Raw genomic sequence first — 19,538 nt, 5'->3', positions numbered from 1 at the left:
CATCAGACGCATCGCAGACCATCCGGCCCGCCGGGTCGCTGAACTGCTGCCGTGGAACTACCGGCCCGTTTGAGGTGACGCCGTCACCGGACGCTTACGCTGCGCCGGGCGATCTCGGATCTGACGCTGGACAAGCTCATCCTGCAGGAGGCAGCCAAGGGAAACTTCTGAGCCCCGCACGGCGTCGGCGCTGCATCGACCAGGTCCGGGAGGTGCTGGATGTATCCGAGCGGCGGGTGTGCCGCGTGCTCGGCCAGCACCGGTCGACGCAGCGCAAGGTGCCGTTCGGGGCAGATGACGAGCTGGCGCTCACCGAGGATATCATCGCCCTTGCCAGGCAGTACGGGCGCTACGGCTATCGCCGGGTGACGGCGCTGCTGCATGCGGCGGGTTGGTCGGTGAACCATAAACGGGTGGAACGGATCTGGCGACGCGAGGGGCTGAAGGTGCCGCAGCGCCAGCCGAAACGCGGCCGGTTATGGCTGAACGATGGCTCGTGCATCCGGTTGCGGCCGGAGTATCCGGGGCATGTCTGGGCTTACGACTTCGTCGAGGAACGCACCCATGACGGACGCAAGTTCCGCATCCTTACCATTATCGACGAGGCGAGCAGGGAGTGCCTGGCACTCGTCGTCGCGCGCCAGCTCAAACACGAAGACGTACTGGCAGCGCTGGCCGAGTTGTTCATCGAGCGTGGTCCGCCCGCGCATATCAGGTCGGACAACGTCCTATGTCGGGAAGCAGCGGCGGGTTTTGGCCAGCAGATATCGATGCGCCGACAACCATCGGCGCGGCATGCAATCTGAGCCAGATGGCTNGGACAACGTCCTATGTCGGGAAGCAGCGGCGGGTTTTGGCCAGCAGATATCGATGCGCCGACAACCATCGGCGCGGCATGCAATCTGAGCCAGATGGCTCCCACCGTCAACGGGATCGCTCCCTGCCATAGCAAACGCAGGATCCAGCGGCGCCGGGGCGACCGTGGTCCTCACCATCCTTAAAACGAGATACGCACCCAGGTGGAAGGCCCGAACATTATCTACAGGGTCGCTCGAGGAGCGCCCTCACGGCACTTGCAGAGAGGGGTCCTTCCACCTGGCATCCGACCGTTCGAGGAACGGCCGGTACTCTGTTCCCGTCTTGATGACGGCGTGAGCCACGCGCGCCATCTTGGCGGTGAGCGCCGTCATCGCCTTGCGGCGACGGTCGGCATCGTCCGCGTGCCCGGCAATGTATCGTCCGAGCTTGTCGCGGAAGCTGTTGTCGCGCTGACGCGCGGCGACCTGGGCAGCCATCCAGAAGGTGCGGCGCAGGCGCGCGTTGCCGTATTTGGACAGCCTGGTGCGGCCGCGGAACGTGCCCGACTGGCAGGTCGCGAGATCGAGGCCGCAAAACTTCAGGAACTGGCGATGATGGTTGAAGCGGCGCAGATCACCGGCCTCGGCCAGGATGGTCAGCGCATTGATCGGACCGATGCCCGGAATGTTGCGCAGCAGCTGGTAGTCGACGTCATCGGCGAGCCGCGCATGAGCCAGCCGCTCGATCTCGTCGCGCTGGTGGATGAGGCTGCGGCCCTGTGCAATGACCATGCGGAACATGGTGACGGCGGCGGAGTCCTCCGGCACCGGCAGTGCCGTCGAGGCGAACGCCGTCTCGTAGATGTCGTTGATGAGGCGTGCCTTGGAGACCTTGCGGCCGATGAGCGGCCACGCCGCGGCCGAGAACGCCTCGCGGTCCAGTGCCGTGATGGTGGCCGGCGTCGGAAACCGCTCGATGAGCGCGAGAAACCAGTCGGACCGGCTGTTACCTGCGAAGCGGGCGATCTCGGGGAAGTACAGCGGCAGATAGTGGGTCAGGATCCGGTGCCAGGTCTGCGTCTTCATCCTGGAGATCGTCTCGTGGGTCTTCGAGAGTTCCTGCAGGTCATTGATGCCCGCGGCGAGCGGGTCCACATAGCGCTGCGTCGCACCGATCCGCAGCATGTGGAGGATGACCTGCGCGTCCTTGGGGTCGTTCTTGTCCCAGCCATTGTGCAACGCCTCGCGTGTTCGGGCGAGCGCGACCGACGAGATGAGGCGCAGCTCAAACCCCGCCGTCAGCAGCCGGTGCGCCAGCGTGCGATGGTAATTACCCGTCGCCTCGAACCCGACGATGATGGGACGACCGATGGCAGCGAGCTGCTCGACGAAGCCGTCATAGTCCTCCTTGGTCGCCATGACGGTCATCCGCCGGCGCCGGCCGCCTTCCGGTCGCTCGATAAGGACCTCCTGCCGGTTCTTGGACATATCGATGGCTACCAGCACGGCGCCGGCAGGCGTAGAGGTGAGCTTGGTCATGGTCGGTCGGCCTCCAAAGTGTTGTCTCGACAACCTCACTTTAGATACCTGCTGACCGACCATGGCTTGCCCTGATGAAGCCTGCGGCCGCTTCGCGGCCTTGCCTTCATCAGGGCCATAGCGGCCCCCGAACCAGCGCTTCCCAATGTGCTACGGCACCGAGCTTACCTGGTCGCCCTGTCGCCGAGCTCCGCCTCCGACCCGCATCTTGNCTCGGCGGTGAAGGACACCTCCATCTTATGGCTCCAGTTTAGATACCTGCTGACCGACCATGGCTTGCCCTGATGAAGCCTGCGGCCGCTTCGCGGCCTTGCCTTCATCAGGGCCATAGCGGCCCCCGAACCAGCGCTTCCCAATGTGCTACGGCACCGAGCTTACCTCGAACGCGGTGCTCGCCTGGTCTGGCGATGCCGGCGTCGAGTGGCACTACATCGCGCCGGGCAAGCCGACGCAGAACGGGTTCGTCGAGAGCTTCAACGGTCGCATGCGCGACGAGCTGCTCAACGAGACGCTGTTCTTCACCATCCGCCAGGCCCGCTCGATCCTGGCGTGCTGGGTCGACGACTACAACACCGAGCGGCCGCACTCCTCGCTTGGCTATGCCACTCCGAAAGCCTTCGCTGCGAGGCTCGAACAGCAACGGGCGGGGTTAACCCCGCCTGTTGCTTCACCTGCGCTTATGCGTGACAACACCGGTCGGTTTCTGGTTGCCGCTGGATGAAAGGCGGGGGTCACGTCAACCGCACCACGCTCGCTGCGCTAACACTCAGTTTTGCCGCCACCGAGCGCACACTCTCGCCCGCCTCGACCCGAACCACCGTCCGCTCTCGCAAATCCATCGAATATGGTCGCGTCATCACTACCAACCTCCTGCCCGGCCCGTAGCTTGAATCAGACTTAAGTGCCTTTGTGAATCCCTCAGCGATCCAGAAGAACGGCATCCCGCTTTAGAACGGTACTTCCTGTGATTCACACAACATGTTAAGCGAGAGATCTACCACCCCAACAGGCTTATTGGGTTTCGAGCGCAACCAGCATGGAAAAAGCACGGCATCTACGGCTAGGCAAACTGACAATACCAAAATCACAGTGTAAACCTAATATGCCGTTTAGCACCTTGCGTTCTGCCTAAAGAATTTTATTCCCAATAAGATGCAGCCGGTTTGCCGGTAGAAGATCTATAGCAAACTTACTCGGCCCTTTAGCAAACCGACCGCTTCGAACCGTCATCCGTTGCAAAGCAGGGGCAGGATCGGCATAAACAAAGCTATTGATCGCCCCAGGCTGCTTCAGACTGCCGATGACGTCGGGCCTATCGACCAAACAGGTGCCGCTTGCGGTTTTTAGCACAACGATGGCAAGGCCTGCGATGTTGTTCATGTGGATGTCGCTGATCGTTACATCACACCCGCCGATCTCGACCCCATTGGCGCGCAACGATCCGTTCAGCGAGATGAGATTACTTAGACGTCCGCCGGTGATGCGAGGCCGGATCGCATATTGATGTGTTGATATGCCAGCGGTGCAAGCCGCACCGGCGCCCTCCACCACGGGATTTATCACAACGCAATCTGAAGCGCCCCGCGGAATGCGAAGTCCATCCACCATGTCACTACCGTCGCGTCCACCCAGGATAATCGCCGCATTGCTGAACCCTGGGGCTTGACGGCTACCCGTTGCGCACTGACGCACTATCGGATCAATCAAATGGCAGCGATAGGCGCCAAACGTATCATATGCATCTTCGCCGTAGAAATAGGCACCGGCCGCCGACGATCCTTCCGCCGTGAAGCGGCGGTACACGACGTCGCGTCCACCTACCACCGAACAACCTCGCGCAGCTGAGGCACGGCTGACGCCATCGTTCACTGTGATCGTGTGACAAAGGCGGCCTTGCGCTCGATAAGATACGACGGCAAAGCCATCGTCGCCGGTGTACTCGCAAAGCGACCGATCGAACACCAGATCGTGTGATCCGTTGGTGACATGGATCCCGTCGGCCATGCTGTGGCGGACGATCGGACGAATGATGCGCCCGTTGCTGGCATTGCTGAACATCATACCGGCGGCCGCAACCCCGCGGCCTGCCCCAACTGCTTCTACGGTCACATTTTCAAGTATAAAACCGTTTGCCGATCGCGCGTCGCCGTCTCCAATCATGATGCCGTTGCCTTCGTTGGCCGACGTCCGCGTTCGTGCCGCACCCAGAAGCCGCAGATTGGCGACACGCCAGCCGCTGCCGATGCACCTAAGTACCTGCGGGCCATCGGACAGCGCGACAAAGTTGCATCCGCCCCCCTCTAACGATACGCCGTCGAGCATCAGTTCGCCGTCGTGACGGTACGATGCGTCCGGATCGGCGATCAGATCGAAACCCTCAGCATGCGCAGCTTCGAACGCTCGACGCAATGCCGGCCATTGGTCGCGTATCGAGAAGCGGTCGACTCCGAAGCGCGACAATGGAAGCATGTGGCGGTCCGATGTCGGGCGTCTCGTAAAGTGGAGGCCATCACCGGTCAGTGCCTTAGCATCTTGATCGTTGCAGGCTGCGGCACCTAGCACACCAGCGATGCCCACCAACACGGAGCGTCGAGAGGTCGATCCGATCACGACAGGGTCCGCCGCAACACCCCTTCGACGCGACCTAAAGCAACCTGGCCATAATAGGCCGCCATTCGCCAGCGGCCCCGCGCTATCGAAACCACACTGCCGGCAAGCGGTCGCACGACCCATTTGCCCTGCATTGAGATCGAATATTCGTGCAGCCTGAGGACGAAGCCCATGCCGCGTGCATAGCCACGTGCCTTTTGCAAGACCCGGGCATCCGGGCGGCCTAGCACGATTTCTTCGTGATGTCCGACGACGGTAGGATCGTACCAACAGGAAAAGCCAGCGTTGATCGCACGGATGATTATGTCCTGAATTTCGCTCGATTGCCACGGTGTTACAGCACCGATGCCGATGTCATCGTCGAATCCGTCAATTGCCTCAAGAATCGTCCGGCGGAAAAAAACGATCCATTCAATCGCAGTAGTCCAGGCTGTGATACGGTCAATCGGCAGTGCCGTCGTCTCGAATCGACCGTTGATGGTGCGCCCACTTTCATCCGTCGGTCGACCGGACAACAGATCGCAACCCTGCTCCTGCATAACCGCAAGCGCCCGCTCGAGAAAATCGGCCGGATACCAGCAGTCGTCGTCAGGAAACAGAAGGATTTCGCCCCGGCTGATCCGCCAGCCGCAGTTGCGCGCTCGGCTGGCGCCGCGTTCTCCCGGAGTGTGCACGCGCCGGACGGGAAAAGCCCAGTCACTTTCCACGATCGGCACCAGCCGATCGTCCTCGTTCTGGTCGACCACGATGACCTCGAAATCGGTAAGGGTCTGTCGGGCGAGACTATCAAACAGGCGAACGATTTGATCGGTGCGGCCGAGCGTCGCCATCACCAAGGACATGGTGGGACGCGGGATGGCATTGGAATCCGTCATGACGCTGTACCTTGTCGTGCCGCTCCGGCAGCATAGGCGAAGAACCGGTCTCGCCTCATCCGAACTGGTTTAATGGCGTAGGCAGTGATGATACCGCCCAGGAACAGCGGCAGCGTGCGGGTATCGGAAATATAAACGATACGGATGAGGTCAGTGGTCCCCAGAAATACAGCTGGATACAGCAACATTCCAATCAGCGATTTGTTCTGGAAGCTGCGGTGGACCGCCCCGATTACCGTGCCCAGTCCGATCATAAACGCCGTCGCGATAGGGAAGGGATAATCGAGAAAGGCTGCATAAAAGCCGCCTGGGTTATTGAACTCGGGGGTAGCGTACATCTCGAGAAAATTGTCCATCATCGTAACATCGGGTTCCCGGATCAAGCTACCTAAGATAGGGAACTTGGTGACCCAGCCTACCGTAATTTCTGGCTTCGGCGTGAACTGACCATAAGTCAGATAGGCACCGGCTCCATTGTTGATTGAGGTGGAGAAATACCCAGCGAATCGGGGCGCAATAAAATCGATGTAGGTATCATAATATTGCCGATAGTATTGCCAGCTGCGGAAATACTCGAGCGCCGCGAAAGCTGCGAAGACGAAAACAATTCCGATGAATGGCGCAATTGTACGCCACAGTGAGGGACGCCAGCGATATGCGATTGGGATCACGCCGAGCGCAGCCAATGCTTCCAGCAGCGCGAGCCGCTCCGACGCCAGGATCGAACGCGCAAAGACGAGAACGAAGATCACGCCCGTCATCGTCCACAATCGCGGTGTCATAGTGTAGTTAGTCATCATCACCAGTGTCGACACCAACGCGAGATACACGGTACCGAACTGCACGAACGACGTGATGCCGGGGATACGGCCAAGTTCGTTGCGCAATTCCCCCGACGCGACGATGTCGCCGCGCAAGAGCGACAGCACCAGCGACAAGTGCATAACTAGCGTGCCGAGCAGGATCGCATAGGCGACGATGGCAACCCAACCGATCCGGATCAGCACCCGCGTCGCACGTTCGCCGTCGATTAGTGAAACCATATCCTGCCGCGGGACGAGCAAGCGGCCTACGGTGATACCCACAACTAGCATCGCCATGCTGTACAGGCCGAGCCAGAACGTCTGCGGCGTAATGAAATCGCGACTGGCGTTGAACGTCCAATAGTTGAAACGGTTAAAATATGCTGCGAAGCAGAATATCGGAAGCACGACGAACAGAATCGTGCGGACAGGATCCATCCACCATGCCAGCGGCTCTTGCAAATTCGCGCCCAGCAGAATGGCGGGTCGCCGGCGTACGCTGCTCGACGGCCCTTCCTGAATGGCAAGTCCGCCCGTCAGCGGCATCGGGGGGAGGGAACTCATCGATACTCCTGATACACGGGACGGCGTTCGTGTTGCTCGTAGCCCTCTTTGGATCATCTCTACAACCGTTAACGCAAGCGCCGGCGGTCGCCGGACTATTTGCAACGGACCAAGACGGTTGGCAGCCACAGGAATAATCCGCTACGGGGACGTGAATTGGCATGTAGCCTCGCCGATCCTCGGCCTCATATAGCGTTAGGTGACGATGAAAATTGCGATCGTTCACGACTGGTTGACCACGTATCGCGGAGGCGAGCGCGTCGTTGAGGAACTGCTGCGGATGTATCCGGAAGCGGATCTGTTCAGCATCGTCGATTTTATGGAAGACCGCGACAGGCACATGTTGCAGGGCCGGGTGCCGAAAACCAGCTTTATCCAGCGCATGCCTTTCGCGCGAAAGCGCTATCGTGCCTATCTCCCATTAATGATGGCGGCGATCGAACAGTTCGATTTGAGTAACTACGATCTGGTGATCAGCTCGAGTTCCGCGGTCGCCAAGGGTGTGATCACCGGGCCCGGGCAAGTTCATGTCTCGTACGTGCATAGCCCCATCCGCTACGCCTGGGATCTCCAGCACATCTATTTGCGTGAGGCCGGTCTGGATCGTGGTCTGCGGGGCCTCTATGCGCGTGCTTTGCTCCATTACGTCCGGATGTGGGACCAGCGCACGGCCAATGGAGTGGACTGCTTCGTCGCCAATTCCGGGTTCATCGCGACGCGGATATGGAAGACCTACCGACGTGAAGCGCGAGTGGTCTATCCGCCAGTCGACACCAATAGCTTTACCCCAACGGGCGCGCCGCGTGGTAGCTGCTATCTGACCGCCTCTGGTCTCGTACCCTACAAGCGTGTGCCGATGATCGCCGAGGCGTTTGCGGCGATGCCCGACAAGAAACTCGTAGTGGTAGGCGACGGCCCCGAGATGCCTGCTCTACGTAAGGCGGCAGGCCCGAATGTCGAAGTATTGGGCTATCAGTCGCACGACGAACTGCTCCGACTTTTTCGATCGGCAAAGGCCTTCGTCTTCGCGGCAGAGGAGGATTTCGGTATCACCCTGGTTGAGGCACAGGCTTGCGGCACGCCGGTGATCGCTTATGGCCGTGGGGGTGCGCTCGAATCGATCCGCGGGCTGGATCACGATCAGCCTACAGGCGTTTTTTTCCCCGAACAGACGCCGGCATCCCTAGTCGAGGCGGTAGGCCGATTCGAAGCGCATGCGGACCGATTCGACGCTACGGCGATCCGTGACAATGCATTGCGCTTTGCGCCCAGTGAATTTCGTCGGCGCATGCTGGCGGTGATCGATGCCGAACTTAGCGCCAGCGATACCCGCTCTCTCCGCTTCCGCCGGGATGCCGATGCGCCGTCCGCCAACCCTGCCGTCGAACTTGTCAAGGATTTGGGCGTGTGAGCAGGCGCCGGTCCGGTGGGCTGACGGTCAACGCCCGCTTTCTTACCCAGCGGCTGACCGGCGTGCAGCGGTACGCGATCGAGGTCTCTCGTCGGCTGAAGGCGATGCGTCCGGATATCCGCTTCGTGGCGCCTGCGGGCATTATCCATACAGCGATAGCTCGCGAATTGGCGGTCGAGACGGTCGGGCGGTTACATGGCCACGCCTGGGAACAGTTGGAATTGCCCCGCTATCTGGATGGCACCGGCCTCATCAATCTGTGCAACGCCGCGCCACTCGCCGTAAACCGGCAAATCGTGACCATCCACGATGCTGCGCCATTTGCGGTGCCGGAGGCCTATAGTCGTACATTTACGCTTTGGTACCGCGTGATGACCCGTCGGCTAGGTGCGCGAGCGGCGGGGATCGTAACCGTTTCGCATTTCTCCGCTGGCGAACTTTGTCGCTATCTCGGTGTCGCACCGGAGCGGATCGATGTTACGCCGCTGGGCAGCGAACATGTGCACACGATCCCGGCAGACGAGGCGATTATTGGCCGCCATGCGTTGGGCGACCGACCCTTTCTGCTAGCAGTCGGCAGTCACAGCCCGCACAAGAACTTCACTGCGTTGGTTCGCGCCGCAGAGCGGCTAGGCGACGTGCCCTTTCGTTTCGTGATGGCTGGCGGCGCTGACCCGCGCGTCCATGCCAGCGTGCCGGAGGCGCTGGCGAGCGGCAACGTTGTGCATGTCGGCGGGGTCAGCGATGCCGAGCTTTACGCCTTATACGGGCGGGCAGCAGGCTACGTCCATCCTGCATATTACGAAGGGTTCGGCCTTCCTCCCCTAGAGGCGATGGCGCTGGGTTGCCCAGTCCTGACGTCACGAGCGGCGTCGCTGCCGGAAGTATGCGGGGATGCAGCGGAATATTTCGATCCGTTCGATGGCGATACCATCGCCGCTGCGATCCGGCGGTTCATGGCGGACGACATCCGGCGCGCCGACCTTAGAGGAGTGGGACGCACTCGAGCCGGGAAGTTTTCATGGGACGGCTGCGCACAGGCGTTGCTCGCGATCGCCGATACGCGACTATCTTAAAATCTATCTCCCAACGGAGCCATACTGGGCAAATTCACCATGATGGGACGTCTTTTACAAAATGACGTGCTCCCCATTCTCAGGCCGCTGATAAGTTAGCTTCGGTTTCCTTATGCCCGTGGCGTGGGCGGTTGGTAAACTTGCCGGGTGCCATGCCGCCAAGGCTGCTGTGCGGACGCACAATGTTGTAGTCGGTCCGCCATGCCTCGATGATCCGTCTCGCCACAGCCAGCGAGGGGAACAGGTGCTCGTTCAGACACTCGTCGCGCAAGCGACCATTGAACGATTCGACAAAGCCGTTCTGCTGCGGCTTGCCGGGTGCAATGTAATGCCACTCAACGCCGGCGTCCTGGCACCAGGCGAGCACGGCATGACTGGTTAGCTCGGTGCCATTGTCGCTGATCACCATGTACGGCAGCCCGCGACGCTCGGTGATGGCGGCGAGTTCGCGGACGACACGCCGGCCTGACAACGAGGTGTCGACGATGCACGCCAGGCACTCCCGGCTGTAATCGTTGATGACGTTGAGGACGCGGAACCGCCGGCCGCAGGCCAATGCATCCGACACGAAGTCGAGCGACCAGCGCTGGTTGGGTTCCTGCGGGATCGCCATCAGCGCTCGTGTGCCCAGTGCCCGTTTCCGTCCGCCACGCTTGCGCACCGTCAGCCGCTCCTCGCGATACAGCTGGTACACCTTCTTCAGGTTCATGCCCTTGCCTTCACGCCTGAGCAGGATCGCCAGCCGGCAATAGCCGAAACGACGACGCTCGTTGGCGATCTCGCGCATTCGCTCGCGGACAGCATCGTCCTTCGCGCGAAGCGGCTCATATTGCCATGCCGACCGGTTGACCCCGATCAGCCTGCGGGCGCGACGCTCGGAGAAGCCGTGGTCGGTCATCAGCTTCTCCACCGCAGCGTAGCGATCCGCAGGCCGGGTCAGTTTTTTCCTTAGCAAATTCCTCAGCACCGACACGTTCAACATCGACTCCGCCAGCAGCTTCTTCAGCCGCCGGTGCTCGTCCTCCAGCGTCCGCGACCGCGCCGCTTCCGACACAGTCATCCCGCCGTATTTCGACTTCCAGTTGTAGAACGTCGCATCGCTGATGCCGTGTTTCCGGCACAGCTCGGCGGTCTTCAAGCCAGCCTCGTGCGCACGCAGCACGCCTATGATCTGATCCTCGGTAAAACGGCCTCGCCGCATCGCTCGTCTCCATCTGACGAGCTAACCTACCAATGGCATGATCTCCGGGGAGCACGTCAAAAATTCAAAGCGCGCCGGCATTCCATCATTTCAATAAAGATACGGCCTGCGCAGTATTGCTGCGTCGGTATTGTTCAGGAATATAACCAAGAATGACCCTGGTCATTACCTCAGTGCAGAGGCCTTCAGTAGCTTTTTTCTACTAAATCTCATTCTTAATCCCGCATTAAAAAACTTTAATTCACATGAATTATCTCGGCAATCTCCAAAAGGTTGGACGTGATCTGTATCGTTCGACTTGAAGTCATGCCGGCGTGACGAGGCGCTTGGGGTGGACGTGCGCTGAGCGTTCGACGATAACTTTTGCTCTACAGCGTGCGCAATTTCGGCGAAAGCTGCGGCCCAAGGGGGTGCGACGTCGCTTGCTTCACCGTGCGCCCTCCTGATGCGGGTGATGAGTCTGGCCGGCGCGACCGCGGCGAGCCGACACGCAGGTCATGTGCCACAGCCCGGCACCATGCCTCCTCGATAGGGTAAATCTGTAGTGTCGGCAAAAATGATGACGGTGAGACGGTGTGTACAGTCTGGGAGGCGTGGCCCGTGCTTACGATTGACCACCTGTCATGGCGTTGATCTGTCGGCCGTCCAGGCTGCCCCCGTGGCGTCGCACGACGTGACTTGATAGGAGCCTGAGGCAGTGCCGTTCCGTCACACTCCTGCCCGCTCGCGAAGCGCCTTTGGGTTTCGATGGCTTATGCTTGACGCAGAATTTAAGGAGTATGAAGCCGTTCTCGACCGACTGGTGCATGCCCGAGCACCCGCGTTGATGGACGCATCAGGCGTGTCGACCGGCACCATCGCCGACACGCTCGTCGTCCTGGGCCACAATCCTCAGCGCATCCGATCTGAGGCTGTGTTCGCCAAGCCCTGCGGCGTGTGTCCGGTACACCATCGAACGGAACGACTAGCCGGCATCGCTTGAACCGCGGTGGCAACCGCCGGACAAACGCTGCGCTGTACCGCGTCTCTCTCGCCCGCATGCGGCCTCATCCGCCAACGCGCGATTACATTCAGCGCCGGACCACTAAGGCAAATCACCTTGCGAAATCCGCCGCTGCTCGAAGCGCTACATCACTCGCGAAACCTACCGGCACCTCTGTATCGGGATGTGGGCCGCACCGAATGGAAACACCGCTTCACCAACATCCAAGCATCAACGCTTGCACGGAAACTATCTACGACCTCTATGCGGCTGAGGTCATCCATTGGCATGGGCGGTGGCGTAGCTTCGGGCGCGGTCGAATATGGCACGATCGGATAGTTCGACTGGTTCAAACATCACCAATTACCCAAAAATCATTGGCTACATCTTGCCATGGAATACGGAATGGCAATATTATGCCGCCTCAAATGCCGCCGACATGGTGGTATAATTCACATCCAACGGTTTCAGGCAAACCCATCGCAGTTAAGAGCCCCGACGTATACACCAGCAAGGTAATATCATTATGCCTTTCAATTGGCGGGCATCGTCAAAGCAGGCGCGGGATCGAACCAGTGGGAGCAAAAGCACAGCAACTTCGTCGGTATTGCCAGGTAAGTATACGCAATTTTTCGTAAACGTGCACGCTCTCCCGGCCAGACTGGCGACCAGCTATCTGAAGCAAGCCAGGTCCCTGCCCTTGCATTACGTTTCACCCGACGGCCGGTGTGGCGTTCCGACGCACGCGCGCTCGCCTTGGCGGCTCTGCATACAACGGCTTCCTCGAACGTGACCGCCTCTACGCTGCCACACCGCATGTCGGCACGGGCTTGGCGGGACGCATGCCACCGTCCTCTTGTCGCTCGCACCAGCACATACGCCGTCGCGTTCACCGCAGCCCGCCCGGATCTTCCTCCCCGTTATACCATGGGCTGGACCAGGAAGATAAAAAAATGACATGTCCCGAATCGCTGAACGGCAGGGGCAACGGGCACACCTGGAGCACGCGAACAAGGCTCACGATCAACAATTGGCGATGCTTCTCCCTTTAAAATCAAAGGCGCTGGATCTTTGTACTAGAATTCCATATTTTTCTGTGAATTCCACACGTACTAAAAGAGTTAATTTTCCGAATCTCGACCCACAATATGCGGCCAATCAGCGAGTAAATCTCTAATAAGGGGCACAATCGGGAACCATGTTTGTTGGTATAGATTTGGTGATAGTATAAAAGATCGTATGATTGGGATATCAGAAGGCACGGCGCACGTTGTCTTTTTTCCCTTCCTCGGGCGCTAGCCTGTCGGATTGCGGGAGGCTAGTTGCATAGTACTCAAAGCAACTTACGAGCTCTTACGAACTGAAATTCGGCCTAGGCTGGCTGGCATGGTGGGTTTTGGCTTGGTCCCCACCAGGGGGCAGACTGCAGTCAAACAAAGAGATCTTGGAGCGCGCTAGCCCGGAAGCGGTTACGCAACCGACGTCGTTTATGCTCGCCCGCGTCATGGCGCATGTGACAGGCCTGGCACAACGCCGCCAGATTGCGCGGCCGGTTGTCGCCGGGGTCATGATTGAGATGCGCACTGGCCAGGATCACGCGGGTCCGGCGGAACGGCAGGGGCGGCGGGATGCCTGCCAGGCCCGGTTCCGCGTGGACCATGGCGGTGGGGCTGGGCAGCGCCCTCACCCCCCTGCCCCGCCCGTTGCGCCAGTGGGCGCGGTCCTCGTCCCACCAGGTTCCGTCGCCCAGATGCACGATGTCGCGGCCGTGTGGTCGTCCGCAATGCTCGCACCGCCCCTTGGCGCGGTCGAAGCGGATCAGGGCGGACAGCTCGCGCCAGTCGATCGGGTAGAGCCAGCGATGTTCGCGTGCGATCGGCATAGCCCTTTGTGAATCGATATGGGGCGAACCCAAAGCGAAAAGGCGATTGATTCAGAAAACTCATCAAGCTCTTCAAAAAAGCTCAAAAAACATATCCAAAGGGTTAGAACGTTAGATGAGAATTAAAGGATTAAGCTGTGTTTTCCACAGGCTAAAGTAGCGGATTTGCTAGCGTTTTTCTGGCCTTCGCGTTCCCGACATATCGACTATCTGTTCCCGAAATATCGAGATGGGCGTTCCCGATGTATCGCCCAAGCGTTCCGAGAGTATCGTTGCCCGTTCCCGATATATCGAAAAGGCGTGACGGACGCCGCTGGAGCGGGTCGGATTGAATCAGTTTTCGACCTATGCCGCGTAGTGAGGTTCAAAGTTGCAACTCGTCGGGAAGCACGATCGTAGCGATGATCGAACACGCGATATTTCGGGAACGCATATGGGCTGCGCATCCCCGCCGCATCTAGATTTTGGCGGCTAAATATCAGGAAGGGGGGGGCGCCGTTCCCGCACTCCCCTCCCCTCTTGTCAGCGCAGCAGGTGCCGGTTCTTGGCGTCGAAGCGGCGGACATAGCCGATAAAGGCGTTCTGATAGCTGACGGGCGTGCGTGCGGGATCGGCCTCGACCCAGGCTTTGAATTCGGCGTGGAGCGTCTGATAGTCCCAGCCCGGACATTCGGAGCGCAGCAGCGCCAGGGTCGCGTCGGTGATTTCCCCGAAGGTCGAACGGGTCGACAGGCTCTTGACGCTGCGACGGATCAGCGCGCTGGCATCCATGTCGCGGTTGCTGGCGGTGGGCGGAGTGTTTTCCGGCGTCGGTGCCTTGGGCGGTGAGGCGGCAGCGGACTTCGACTTTTTCGGCGCACGGGCGGCGGGCATAGCCCCCTCCCCTTCCGCTCGCCTCCGCATCCGCAGGCTCGGCTCGCGCTTGCCCTCGGCCTGCTCCAGCGTCAGGGCGTAACCAGGCAACTCGTTGCGTTCGGCGATCTTGGCGATCTCGAACTTGAAGCGGCGATACTGGCCCTCCGCCCCCGATTTTTCGAACAGGGTCGGCATGGAGATGGCGAAGCCCCCCTCCCCTGCCCCGCCGGCATGTTTGCGCGCGACCTTGTACAGCCAGCGTTCGCGACCGCCCGAAATGTCGAAATAGGCGCGGTCGATCGACAGGACGCCGCCCGTCATCATCACGCCTTCGTAGAACCAGCTGGACAGCTCGATGGTCATGCCGCGCGAACGTTCGGTCTTTTCGTCTACCAATTGCGTCCAGCCGTCGAGCCAACTGAACGTCGCCTCGCGCCGGTTCTCGGCGCGGATATTGGTCTTGACCGTGGTCGACACCAGCCGGTCCAGCGCCTGGCCGAGCAGCTCATAGGCGCGCCCCGTCGGCTGGCGTCCGATCGCGCGGAGCAGGTCATAGGGCATCAGGTGCAGCTTGCGCGGCACGTCATTGATCCCCCGCCTGGCCATGCCGGCCAGCATCGAGGCGCAATAGATCAGGATGTCGGCATCCCAGATCGTCGCCATGCCGTAATCGGGATTGCCCGAGACATGCACCCACAGCTTGCCGTCGGGCGAGCGATAATCGATCGGCTTGATCCGTTTCGACTTGGCCAGGCTGAAGAAAGGCCGCTCCATCATCTCGCGCTGGTCGCGCAGCGGCAGGTCGGCGAGATAGGGCAGGAACAGCTCGAACTGTTCGGCCGATCCGTCCTTGGGCTTCGTGCTCATGCGTCATGACCCGGGCGCGTGTTTCCCCGGGGAAACACGTAAGGGGGCTGGACGGCGGTGTTTCCCCGGGGAAACATCAGGGCCGAAGCCCCCTGCCCGTCTGCTCCAGATGCTCCAGCGCACCGCGCAGCGCCCTCACGATCTCCTCGACATCCGCACCCGACCCGGCATGAAGCCGCACCGTCACGCCCTGGCGATTGGCCGACTGGACCGACAGCACGGGGCGGCCATAGCGGTTGTGATAGCTGTAGCGCTCCGGCTCGCCATCCTCGCCCAGCATCATCTTGCGCGCGGTCAGCAGGCGGTGAAGCACCTCGCTGGCCGGGATGGGGGGCTGCCCCGCCTCGCGCCGCTCGGCCTGTTGGCGCGTGATATATTGGGCCACGCTCATGATGGCCGACGCCTCGCCCTTGTCCTGCATCGCCTGCGCCAGCGCATAGCCGGGCTTGAGCTGCACCTCATGCGGCGAGGCGAAGGCGGCGACCACCTCGTCGGGCAGCGCGGCGACCTTCAGCATCTTGGACAACCAGCCCTTGGACAGCTTCAGCCGCTCGGCCATGCGGGTCTGGTGGTTGCCATAATGGGCGGTCAGCGCGGCCAGGTAATTGCGCGCTCGCTCATAGTCCGAGACATCGGCACGCGCGCGGTTCTCGAGGTCGGCGAGACGGAACGCGGCCTCGTCGTCCAGCTGGGCGACCTGCGCGACGAACATCATGTCGGGATAGCTGTTGGCGCGCAACCAGCTGATCGACCAGTGGCGCCGCGTGCCCGCGATCACCTCATAATCATGATCGGGATCGCCCTCGATCCGGCGGACCACGGCGGGGACTTTCTGGCCCCCTTCGGCGATGATCGAGTCGATCAGCTCGCGGCAATGCGCCTCGGTCAGCAGGTCGTAATTGCGGGCATTGCCCGACCAGATCTTCACCCGTGCCGGGTCGAGCAGCAGCTGCGTGACCTGCCGCACCTCGCCGCTGGCGACGCGGGCGAGCGCGGACTCGCGGCCGAGCAGCGTGGTGCCACGGCTGCGTTCCGCCACGGCCTCGCGGGCCGGGGTGGGGGAGGGGGCGTCGCCCTCTTCCTCCGCCAGCAGGGCCGCCAGATAATCGGATTGTTTACGCGCCATCTTATGCCTCCCGCCCGGAACATAGGCAGAACATTGTCGTGTAGGAAAGGGGAAGCCGATCAAGCCGCGGCATGGATCACCGCCTCTTCGCTCAGCGGTTCGACCCGGCCCCAGCTCTGGCGGACCAGCTGCTCGACCTGGCGCATCGCCTCGTCCAGATTGGCGCGGCAGCGTTTGTGGGTCTTGGGCGTGCCGATCGGCTTTTCCAGCTCATAGACGGTCATCATCCGCATCGCGGCATGGCTGATCTCCGCCGATTCGAGGATGGGGACGGGGAGGAGCGCGGGGCCGAAGCTCTGCTCCATGATCGCGCGGACCATGGCATGGCTGGGGTCGTTGCCGTCGAACTTGGAACAGATCAGCCGGACGAACTGGTAATCGACCTCGATCCCCGCCCCGGTCAACTGGTTGAGCACCTGGTCCATCATCGACAGGAACTGGACGGTCGAACAGAAATCGGGCGTGGTCGCGGCCATCGGCACCAGCAGCGCATTGGCCGCCTGCATCACCGCCAGGCTGATCGTGCCCAGGGCAGGGGGCGGATCGAGCAGTACCACGTCGTAATTCCGCGCGAGGTCGGCCAGGCCGCGCTTCAGCTTGCGGAAGCGCGCCGCCAGCACCGATCCGCCATCGCTGCCCGCCGCGGCCAGCTCATATTCCACGTCGAACAGCTCGAGATTGGACGGGATCAGGTCGACATTGGGCCAGGGCGTCGGCTTGACCGCATAGGCCAGGTCGGTCTGGGTCGGGTCGATCGACAGATAGGGGTAGAGCGTCTCTTCGCGCGTGACGTTGAAATGCGGGTTGAAGCCGAACAGCGTCGTCGTCGTCGCCTGGCTGTCGCAATCCACGACCAGCACGCGGTAGCCCTGGACCGCGAAATAATGGGCGAGATGGGTGGTGACGGTCGACTTGCCGACGCCGCCCTTGAAGTTCTGGACCGCGATGATCGCGGGGATGTCGAGCGGCGCGCGCGCGGGGGAGGCGCCCAGCACCTCGCGCATGTGGAGCAGTTCCTCGACGGTATAGCCCTGGCGACGGCCATTGTCGGTCGTGGGGGCAGGGGGGAGGCGGCCATCCTCCTCGGCCATGCGGATGCGGTTGGTCGAACAGCCGAGCAGCTGCGCGGCCTCGGCAATGCCGAAGCGGACGTGCAGGCCTTTGCGGCTCTCGGGCAGGAACGCCTTGCGCCGCAACCGCTCGATCATCCGCTCGCCCGCGCTGGCCAGATCCCCGATCTGGGACAGCATTGCATGATCTTCCGCCACTCGCGCACCCCTTGAAGCTTTTGGGGGTGGTTAATGGCAAAGTTCATTCAATCGGGCAAGGTGGGGGGAGAGGGGAAGGATGTTTCCCCGGGGAAACTTATTCCCCCCGGCACGGGGAGGGGGACCAGCGCAGCTGGTGGAGGGGGGCTTCCCCACAGGACATTCCTTGCGGCACGCCCCCTCCACCACCGCTTCGCGGCGGTCCCCCTCCCCGTGCCGGGGAGGATCATCAGGACACCACCATCCACACCGCCATCCCGATCATCATCAGATTCTCGATCAGCGACAGGAAGCCCAGCGGCACATTGCTCGATCCCCCGACACAGGCGCATTTGAGTTCGCGCCGATCGATATAGACCGCCTTGACCACCGACACCGCACCGATGCCCCCGATGAACAGCGCGATCGGCACGGAGGCCCATCTCGCCACCCCCGCGATCATCAGCACCCCGGCCAAGGCCTCGGCAAAGGGATAGACATAGGAATAGGGCACCCAGCGCTTGGCGAGCAGGTCGTAGTTGAGGAACATGGTCGCGAAGCTCTCGACATTCTGGAGCTTCAGGAGGGCAAGGACCGCCATGCTGAACGCGACGAACCACTCGGCCGCCCGCATCGTGAAGGGGGTGGCATAGACCGCCTGGCTGGCCGCCAGAGCCATCAGCGCGGTCATGGCAAAGAGCGCCGCGACCGGGCGATAGCTGGTCGCCTTTGGATCGGGCACATGCTTGCCGAAGAAACGGCGCAAATCGTCATAGCCACCGACCCGCTCGCCCCTGATAAAAACCTGCGGGGCGGTCTTCACGCCGTGCTCGGCCTTGAAGGCGTCGGCCTCCTCGTGCGTGCGCAGCCAGCGGTCGTCGACCTCATAACCCTGTCGGCGGAGCAGGTCCTTTGCCTTCAGCCCATAGGGGCAGGTGTGGGTCGGCATCACCATGCGGTACAATATGGCTTTGCCCTGTGCGATGCCTAAGCGTATCGCAGACATGGTCGTTCTCCGGCATAGTGCGACGGGAATGTGGCGTTCGTTTCATGGCCCAAAGCCAAGCCATGCATGATGTTTATATTCTGCTCGCCGTTATCGATCCGCAAGCCACTATATCCAATTTACGTCATGGGGATTAGATTGCTCAGATGCCATTGCGCTCGAAAGGCAGGTCCGAGTTGACGTCCTCCCTGTTTTTTATCCAAGCTGAATGAGAGTTTTCCGGCCCTTTGAAGCCTGCGGGCAAGGAGCTGGGACATGAAGAAGTCGAGGTACACGGAAGAGCAGATTGCGTTTGCGCTGAAGCAGGCGGAGACGGGCACGCCGGTGGCGGAGGTCATCCGCCGTATGGGCGTATCGGAGCAGACCTTCTATCGCTGGAAGAAGGTGTATGGCGGGCTGGGCGTCGGCGAGCGGCGCAGTTGCCTCGCGCTCGGCGTCGACCGCTCATCGGTGCGCTACGTGTCGCACAAGCCGGACCAGGCGCCGCTGCGGCTGCGCATCCACGATCTGGCAGCAGCACGGGTGCGCTATGGCTATTCCGGATCTACATCCTACTACGCAGGGAGGGCTGGCTGGTGAACCACAAGCGGGTTTACCGGCTATATCGGGAGGATGGAATAAGCCTTCGGCTCAAGCGTCCCCGTCGAGGGCGTCAGCGCGGCGAACCGCGAACGCCAGCCTGCGGCCTCGGCGCCCA

The 19,538-nt window shown here is 61.2% G+C and carries 12 protein-coding genes and 4 pseudogenes; 5 read left to right on the top strand and 11 right to left on the bottom strand.

Annotated features, from left to right (window positions below; all coding sequences use genetic code 11):
- Positions 1-99: 99 nt before the first annotated feature.
- A pseudogene (locus ASF14_RS10470) lies at positions 100-725 on the top strand (IS3 family transposase); the annotation flags it as partial.
- 314 nt (positions 726-1,039) lie between these two features.
- Here the strand turns inward: ASF14_RS10470 and ASF14_RS10465 are convergent.
- Positions 1,040-2,336 (bottom strand): annotated as a pseudogene (locus ASF14_RS10465) (IS110 family transposase).
- A gap of 364 nt (positions 2,337-2,700) precedes the next feature.
- Here ASF14_RS10465 and ASF14_RS10460 point away from each other — a divergent pair.
- Positions 2,701-3,057: pseudogene (locus tag ASF14_RS10460) on the top strand (integrase core domain-containing protein); the annotation flags it as partial.
- Positions 3,058-3,067: 10 nt separating this feature from the next.
- Here the strand turns inward: ASF14_RS10460 and ASF14_RS22420 are convergent.
- The 4 genes from ASF14_RS22420 to ASF14_RS10450 form a co-directional block, all read right to left on the bottom strand.
- The gene (locus ASF14_RS22420; RefSeq protein ID WP_269083246.1) at positions 3,068-3,193 is read right to left on the bottom strand and encodes a hypothetical protein; all 126 of its coding nucleotides are present in this window, start codon (positions 3,191-3,193) and stop codon (positions 3,068-3,070) included.
- Between the two features lie 271 nt (positions 3,194-3,464).
- The gene (locus ASF14_RS21485) at positions 3,465-4,805 is read right to left on the bottom strand and encodes a hypothetical protein (protein WP_156361137.1); all 1,341 of its coding nucleotides are present in this window, start codon (positions 4,803-4,805) and stop codon (positions 3,465-3,467) included.
- A gap of 137 nt (positions 4,806-4,942) precedes the next feature.
- Positions 4,943-5,821, bottom strand: a complete 879-nt coding sequence (locus ASF14_RS10455; protein ID WP_056434751.1) for a glycosyltransferase family 2 protein — start codon at positions 5,819-5,821, stop codon at positions 4,943-4,945.
- The gene (locus tag ASF14_RS10450; protein ID WP_156361136.1) at positions 5,818-7,188 is read right to left on the bottom strand and encodes a hypothetical protein; all 1,371 of its coding nucleotides are present in this window, start codon (positions 7,186-7,188) and stop codon (positions 5,818-5,820) included. Before ASF14_RS10450 ends, ASF14_RS10455 begins: the two co-directional genes overlap by 4 nt.
- Before the next feature lie 205 nt (positions 7,189-7,393).
- Here ASF14_RS10450 and ASF14_RS10445 point away from each other — a divergent pair, with 205 nt between their 5' ends.
- On the top strand, positions 7,394-8,599 hold the full coding sequence (locus ASF14_RS10445) for a glycosyltransferase family 4 protein (RefSeq protein ID WP_056434749.1): 1,206 nt from the start codon (positions 7,394-7,396) through the stop codon (positions 8,597-8,599).
- Positions 8,596-9,675, top strand: coding sequence for a glycosyltransferase family 4 protein (locus tag ASF14_RS10440; RefSeq protein WP_056434748.1), 1,080 nt, complete (start codon positions 8,596-8,598; stop codon positions 9,673-9,675). Before ASF14_RS10445 ends, ASF14_RS10440 begins: the two co-directional genes overlap by 4 nt.
- 79 nt (positions 9,676-9,754) lie before the next feature.
- Here the strand turns inward: ASF14_RS10440 and ASF14_RS10435 are convergent, their stop codons facing one another.
- The 6 genes from ASF14_RS10435 to ASF14_RS10410 all read right to left on the bottom strand — a co-directional run bounded on the left by ASF14_RS10435 (position 9,755) and on the right by ASF14_RS10410 (position 18,841).
- Entirely contained in the window at positions 9,755-10,876 is a 1,122-nt protein-coding gene (locus tag ASF14_RS10435) for an IS3 family transposase (RefSeq protein WP_082442184.1), read from the bottom strand.
- A 2,411-nt stretch (positions 10,877-13,287) separates the two neighbouring features.
- On the bottom strand, positions 13,288-13,740 hold the full coding sequence (locus ASF14_RS10430) for a hypothetical protein (RefSeq protein WP_056434747.1): 453 nt from the start codon (positions 13,738-13,740) through the stop codon (positions 13,288-13,290).
- Between the two features lie 522 nt (positions 13,741-14,262).
- Positions 14,263-15,462: a replication initiator protein A gene (locus tag ASF14_RS10425; RefSeq protein WP_056434746.1), complete on the bottom strand. Its 1,200-nt coding sequence runs from the start codon at positions 15,460-15,462 to the stop codon at positions 14,263-14,265.
- A gap of 76 nt (positions 15,463-15,538) precedes the next feature.
- Positions 15,539-16,588 (bottom strand): ParB/RepB/Spo0J family partition protein, encoded by a 1,050-nt coding sequence (locus tag ASF14_RS10420; RefSeq protein WP_056434745.1) that lies wholly within the window; start codon positions 16,586-16,588, stop codon positions 15,539-15,541.
- Between the two features lie 59 nt (positions 16,589-16,647).
- Positions 16,648-17,838, bottom strand: coding sequence for an AAA family ATPase (locus tag ASF14_RS10415; RefSeq protein WP_056434743.1), 1,191 nt, complete (start codon positions 17,836-17,838; stop codon positions 16,648-16,650).
- Between the two features lie 247 nt (positions 17,839-18,085).
- A complete protein-coding gene (locus ASF14_RS10410) occupies positions 18,086-18,841 on the bottom strand; it encodes a glutaredoxin family protein (RefSeq protein ID WP_056434742.1) in 756 nt (251 codons plus the stop codon).
- Positions 18,842-19,096: 255 nt separating this feature from the next.
- Here ASF14_RS10410 and ASF14_RS22260 point away from each other — a divergent pair.
- A pseudogene (locus tag ASF14_RS22260) lies at positions 19,097-19,538 on the top strand (transposase); the annotation flags it as partial.

Origin of the sequence: Sphingomonas sp. Leaf257 (genome assembly GCF_001422185.1) — a bacterium.
Lineage (GTDB): Bacteria > Pseudomonadota > Alphaproteobacteria > Sphingomonadales > Sphingomonadaceae > Sphingomonas > Sphingomonas yabuuchiae.
This window is presented reverse-complemented; position numbering and strand designations above follow the sequence as displayed.